This window comes from Arenibacter flavimaris (assembly GCF_030291335.1).
Taxonomy (GTDB): Bacteria; Bacteroidota; Bacteroidia; order Flavobacteriales; family Flavobacteriaceae; genus Arenibacter.
In genome coordinates, this window is the sequence record NZ_JASWIM010000074.1 from 1 (window position 1) to 6,588 (window position 6,588).

Consider the following 6,588-nt stretch of genomic DNA (forward strand, 5'->3'; position numbering starts at 1 on the left):
CGAGTAATCCCTCTGGTAAAAATAAGCTCAATAACGATAAATCGGTTCCTTTGTCCATCCCTTAAATTTAAAGTGCAAAGAAATAAATTATTCACTTCAGACCCAAGTTTTGTTCTTGATCCCACTTTAGGCTCACTTTTAGTTTTTAACAAAACTTTAACGCATCAAAAGGGCAAATGATATCCTTTAATAGTGTCGTTCCCATTATATGATATAGTGTCGCTGTTGGGGGCTTGATCACTTTGTTATTTGATTTTTTGTTTGCTAATTTTCACCTATAGCCCAAATAGGCTAAAAATTTTAGAAGGGTAAAAGAAATAGAATTTTTTTCATTCAATAAAAGTCCTATTTTTAAAATTCCTAAAATAGTAAATGTTCTGAAGATGTTCCCCCAATCAATTTCAATGTCTAATTAATTTTGACTATTCGTCCAAATATTAATGAATAAAAAAGACCTCTCAGAACGTGACATATGTACAAAGTACATCACTCCTGCTTTAGAGAAAGCTGGATGGGATACGCATATTCAGTTACGCGAGGAATTTCCATTGACCAATGGTAGAATAATTGTTCGAGGACAACTACATACTAGAGCTAAGAATAAAAGAGCTGATTATGCTTTGTTTTATAAGCCAGGGATTCCCATTGCAATAATAGAAGCAAAAGACAACAATCATACAGTCGGAGACGGAATGCAGCAAGGACTTAAATATGGTGAAATGCTCAATGTTCCCTTTGTATTTAGCTCAAATGGAGACGGCTTCTTATTTCATAATAGTATCGCTAAAGATGGAAAGGTGGAAACCGAAATAACATTGGATGAATTTCCATCACCAGAATTTTTATGGAATTTATTGAAAGAGAGTAAAAATTTAACTCCTGTACAAGAGACCATTATCACACAAGATTATCATAGTGACGGTGGAAATAAAACACCAAGATATTATCAATTACTAGCCATTAATAAAACGATAGAAGCAATTGCCAATGGCAATGACAGAATATTACTTGTTATGGCTACAGGCACAGGAAAGACCTTCACTGCATTTCAAATAATTTGGAGGTTATGGAAATCAAAAGCTAAAAAGAGAATCTTATTCTTAGCAGATAGGAACATTCTTGTTGACCAAACCATAACAAATGATTTTAAGCCTTTTGGTTCAGCAATGACTAAAATTTCAAAAAGGCAAGCTAACAAGTCTTATGAAATTTACCTTTCACTATACCAAGCTGTTTCAGGAACCGAAGAAGAGCAAAACATTTACAAGCAATTTTCTCCTGATTTTTTTGACCTAATTGTTATAGACGAATGCCACAGAGGAAGTGCAGCAGAGGATTCAAATTGGAGAAGAATTCTAGAATACTTTTCTAACGCAACTCAAATTGGATTAACAGCAACACCAAAGGAAACCAAAGACGTATCCAATACCGATTATTTTGGCGACCCTATTTACACATATTCTCTCAGACAAGGAATAGATGATGGATTTCTCGCTCCATATAAAGTTGTAAGAATAGATATTGATAAAGACGTAACTGGATGGCGACCTGATAAAGGAATGTTGGATAAATATGGTAATGAAATTGAAGATAGAGTCTATAATCAAAAGGATTTTGATAAACGTCTAGTCTTAGATAAGAGAACACAACTTGTAGCAAAAAAAATATCTGACTTTTTAAGGCAAACTAATCGCTTTGATAAAACAATTGTCTTCTGCGATAATATTGACCATGCTGAAAGAATGCGACAAGCATTGGTAAATGAAAACAGTGATTTAGCTGCCGATAATTCGAGATATGTTGTGCGCATTACTGGCGACAATGAGGAAGGAAAACTTGAACTAGATAATTTCATTTTTCCTGAATCTAAATATCCTGTGATTGCAACAACTTCAAAATTAATGACCACAGGAGTTGACGCTCAAACCTGTAAGTTGATTGTACTTGATCAACGTATTCAATCAATGACGGAGTTCAAACAAATTATTGGAAGAGGAACAAGAATCAATGAAGATTTTAATAAGTTCTATTTTACGATAATGGACTTTAAAAAAGCAACAGAATTATTTGCTGACCCTGATTTTGATGGTGATCCTGTAGTTGTTTACACTCCAAAAACGGGAGAATCGCCTGTGCCACCTGACGACTTAGTTAGTCCTGATGCAAATCAACCACTTGATTTCACAACAAATGATGATTTTGATTTCTCTGATTTTGAACTTTCTGACGGAGAGTCGCAAAAAGTCAAAAAGTACTATGTAGCAGATGTTCCTGTTTCAGTTGTTGCAGAGCGTGTACAATATTTTGACGCTGATGGTAAACTAATAACTGAGTCATTAAAAGATTACACTAAAAAAACATTATCAAAGGAATTTTCCTCTCTTGACGATTTTTTAAAGAAGTGGTCGGATTCAGATAAGAAAAAAGCAATAATCACGGCATTAGAAGCTGAAGGGGTCTTCTTTGATGCTTTAGCCGAAGAAATCGGAAAAGACCTTGACCCTTTCGATATCATTTGCCACGTAGCTTGGGATATGCCTCCATTGACACGAAAAGAAAGAGTAGACCAAGTAAAGAAGAGAAATTACTTTACCAAATATGGTGAACAAGCTCAAAATGTTATCAATGCTCTTCTCGAAAAATATGCAGATGAAGGTGTCGTGCATATAGAAGAGACTAAGATTTTAACTATTCAGCCTTTTACTTCATTTGGCACTCCTTTAGAAATTATTAAAAGATTTGGTGGATTAGCTGAATATGAAGAAGCTATCAGAGAATTAGAACAAGCAATTTATACTGCATAAAAAAATTAGAATATGTCATTAAGCACATTAATAAAAACAATTCAGGATATAATGAGAAAAGACGTTGGTGTGGACGGTGACGCACAACGTATAAGCCAGATGGTTTGGCTTCTTTTTCTCAAAATATTTGACGATAAAGAAAAGGAATGGGAAATAACAAATAGCAGCTACAAGTCTCCCCTACCTAATAGATTTAAATGGTCAACTTGGGCTGCAAATGACGAAGGTGACACGGGAGAGGAGTTAATCGATTTTGTAAACAATGATTTATTCCCTGCATTAAAGAAACTGTCAACCACGGCAGGTGTTTCCCCTCACGGCAAAGTGATTGGAAGTGTCTTTGAGGATGCATACAACTACATGAAATCAGGTACTTTACTGAGACAAGTTATCAATACGATTCAAGGTGATGTTGATTTTAATTCATCTTCTGATAGACACCTATTCAACGATATTTATGAGAAAATATTAAGCGATTTACAATCTGCTGGAAATGCAGGTGAATACTACACTCCAAGAGCAGTTACTCAATTCATGGTTGATATTCTGAATCCACAGTTGGGCGAAAAAGTATTTGACCCTGCTTGCGGAACAGGTGGCTTTTTAGTTAATGTGATTGAACATAAAAAAAAGCAATTTAAAACACCAAATGACATTGCCAAACTACAGGATAACATTTTAGGAATTGAGAAAAAGCCACTTCCGCATATGTTAGCTATGACCAACATGATGTTACACGGTATTGATGTTCCTTCAAACATTAGGCATGATAATACTTTAAGTCGTCCTCTAAAAGATTATGGACCAAAAGATCGAGTAGATGTAATCATAACCAATCCTCCCTTTGGTGGTGTTGAAGAAGACGGAATTGAAAAGAATTTCCCTAAGAAATACCAAACAAGGGAAACTGCCGACTTGTTTATGGCTCTTATCATGCACTTACTAAAACCTAATACAGGTAAAGCGGCAGTCGTTCTTCCTGATGGATTCTTATTTGGAGAAGGTGTAAAAACAAATCTTAAGAGAGAATTACTTAATGAATTCAACCTCCACACAATCGTTAGATTGCCGAAAGGTGTTTTTAGCCCTTATACCGGTATAAATACTAATATATTGTTTTTTGAAAAAGGAGAACCAACAAAAAACGTTTGGTTTTTTGAACACCCTTACCCTGAAGGCTATAAATCATATTCTCGCAGCAAACCGCTGAGAATAGAAGAGTTCGATTTAGAGAAAAAATGGTGGAAAAAGCGGGTTCAGAACGAACACGCTTGGAAGGTTACAGTTAAAGAAATTGAAAAAAACAATTATAACCTAGATTTTAAAAATCCATATTTCGTTGATGAGGTTCATTTAGATCCTAAAAAACTCATGCTTCAATATGAAGATATTAATGAAAAATTAAATGAGACAAGAGAAATTTTGAAACAAGAATTAATGCAAGCGATAGGAAATCAGTAATATGGAGTTGCTAGAGAAATATTTTGAAATAGCCATAAATACTCCTGATGGGATAACAAGATTGCGTGAGCTAATCTTAAAATTGGCCATTAGAGGTAGCTTAACTATACAAGATAAAAATGAACTGTCAGGTGATAAATTATTAGGCGAAATTCAACTAGAAAAGAAAAGCTTATTCAAACAAGGAAGAATAAAGAAACAAATTTATTTTGATAACAAAAACAACCCAATTAGACCATTTATAATACCTGACAATTGGATTTGGACAAGCTTAAATAATATAGTTTCATTATTAGGGGATGGAATTCATGGAACACCACAATATGACAATCATGGTGAATACTATTTTATAAATGGTAATAATTTAACTGACGGGCGAATTGAAATCAAATCAAATACGAAAACTATAACTGAAAAAGAGTTTCAAAAACACAAGCGAGACTTGACAGTAAATACAGTTTTGGTATCAATAAATGGTACACTCGGCAATGTTGCATTTTACGATAATGAAAAAGTAATATTAGGTAAAAGTGCGTGCTATTTTAATCTAATGCATGGCATAAATAAGCACTACATAAAATATATTATTAAAAGCAACTATTTTAAAGACTATGCATTCACAAATGCTACTGGTTCAACAATAAAAAATGTTTCTTTAAAATCAATGAGGGAATTACCAATTCCTCTACCTCCGAAAGAAGAACAAAATAGAGTAGTTCTAAAAATTGAGGAACTAATGAACCTTTGTGACCAACTTGAGAAGCAGCGAGATTCCAAAAGTGATATACTATCAAAAATTAATAACTCAGCGATTGATAAACTAATTAAAGCTGAAGGTGAAATAGCTCTAATAGAAGCAGCAACATTTATTAATGACAAGTTTGGTGAACTTTACTCTACCAACTCAAATTTAGAAGGCCTAAAAAAAGCGATTTTAAATATTGGGATTTCTGGGAGATTTAAGATTGATGCTAAAACTTCAAAACACGAAAATCAATACCCTTCAATTCCAAATAGCGAAGAGCCTTTTAAGCTTCCTGTAAATTGGATATGGACAAAACTTGATAACTTAGGCGAAACTCAGACTGGTACTACTCCGCCCAAAAAGAATCCTGAATATTATGGTAACTATATTCCATTTCTTGGCCCTGGTGATATAAAAGACTTTAAGATAGATTATACCAATAACGGTCTTTCAGAATTGGGTCTAGAAAAAGCCCGTTTTATTGCTGCCAATTCTATTTTAATGGTTTGTATTGGAGGGAGTATTGGCAAAATGGCTATTAACGATCGTGATGTTACCTGTAATCAACAAGTAAACACCATTACTCCATATGATGGAGTCCATTTGAAATACTTATCAGCAGTATTACAATCAGACTACTTTCAAACTAAAATATTGGCGAATGCAGGTGGTTCCGCAACACCAATAATCAATAAAGGGAAATGGATCTCAATCCCGATTCCTTTACCGCCTCTTGATATTCAAATTGAAATTTCAGATAAAATAGAAAAGCTATTAAGCCTTTGTAATTCACTTGAAAATTCTATTGGTCAAGTATCTAAAAAGCAAGTTCAAATCCTTAACTCCGTTCTGGCAAATATTTAGTTATGAGATTATTGCACGTTCACATAATTACAGAATACAAGAATCTAAAGGACTTTAAGATTGATTTTGACGGAAGCAGTTTTATTGATGTTTTTGTAGGGAAAAATGGAACTGGAAAATCAAATTTGTTTGAGGCAATTATTGAAATATTTAGGCATTTATTTGATAATGATTATCCTATTTATTTTGAATATTTAATCAAATATGAAATAGAAGACCAAGAGTTAGAAATAAAATGGGTTAATACCACTAATAAAAACAGGGTTTCCGAGAGATTGGGAGTTTTTTTTGTTTATAAAAGGCTCACTTTTTTTTGATAACCTTATAGATCAAAATGATATCAAATAGTGTTTAAATGTAAACGGATAGTATCATAAGTCCACATAAAGCTTGACTAATTTGGACCTACGTATGAATTAAATAACAAGATTGGAGATCGATTTAGTGTAAAGGTAAATCTCTAACTTTGGTCAACTATATGCCGTAACGAACATACTTCATAATTTCATTTTATGTGATATATGGATTAAAATCGCACCCAACATAATTAAGTAGCTTTTTATGCTAATAATAAATGATGTGAATGGGGAACGTATCCCTCCGAGCAACTGCGTCTTTTATGACGTGATGTGGCTTTTTACCTTTGGCATAAACTATTTGAGTTATGACAAAAAAGGATAATGCTTTGCGGATGCGTAAATTGGTAAAGGAGTT

At 33.5% G+C, this 6,588-nt stretch carries 4 protein-coding genes; all 4 read left to right on the plus strand.

Annotation, left to right across the window (positions count from 1 at the left end):
• Window positions 1-440 precede the first annotated feature (440 nt).
• Genes hsdR through QSE00_RS24895 form a run of 4 tightly spaced genes read left to right on the plus strand, consistent with a single transcriptional unit; the run spans window position 441 to window position 6,191 of the window.
• Entirely contained in the window at window positions 441-2,804 is a 2,364-nt protein-coding gene (gene hsdR, locus QSE00_RS24880) for an EcoAI/FtnUII family type I restriction enzme subunit R (protein WP_286107978.1), read from the plus strand.
• 12 nt (window positions 2,805-2,816) lie between these two features.
• A complete protein-coding gene (locus QSE00_RS24885; protein ID WP_286107979.1) occupies window positions 2,817-4,265 on the plus strand; it encodes a type I restriction-modification system subunit M in 1,449 nt (482 codons plus the stop codon).
• 1 nt (window position 4,266) lies between these two features.
• Window positions 4,267-5,874: a restriction endonuclease subunit S gene (locus QSE00_RS24890; protein WP_286107980.1), complete on the plus strand. Its 1,608-nt coding sequence runs from the start codon at window positions 4,267-4,269 to the stop codon at window positions 5,872-5,874.
• A 2-nt stretch (window positions 5,875-5,876) separates the two neighbouring features.
• Window positions 5,877-6,191: an AAA family ATPase gene (locus tag QSE00_RS24895; protein ID WP_286107981.1), complete on the plus strand. Its 315-nt coding sequence runs from the start codon at window positions 5,877-5,879 to the stop codon at window positions 6,189-6,191.
• The last annotated feature ends 397 nt before the right edge of the window (window positions 6,192-6,588 follow it).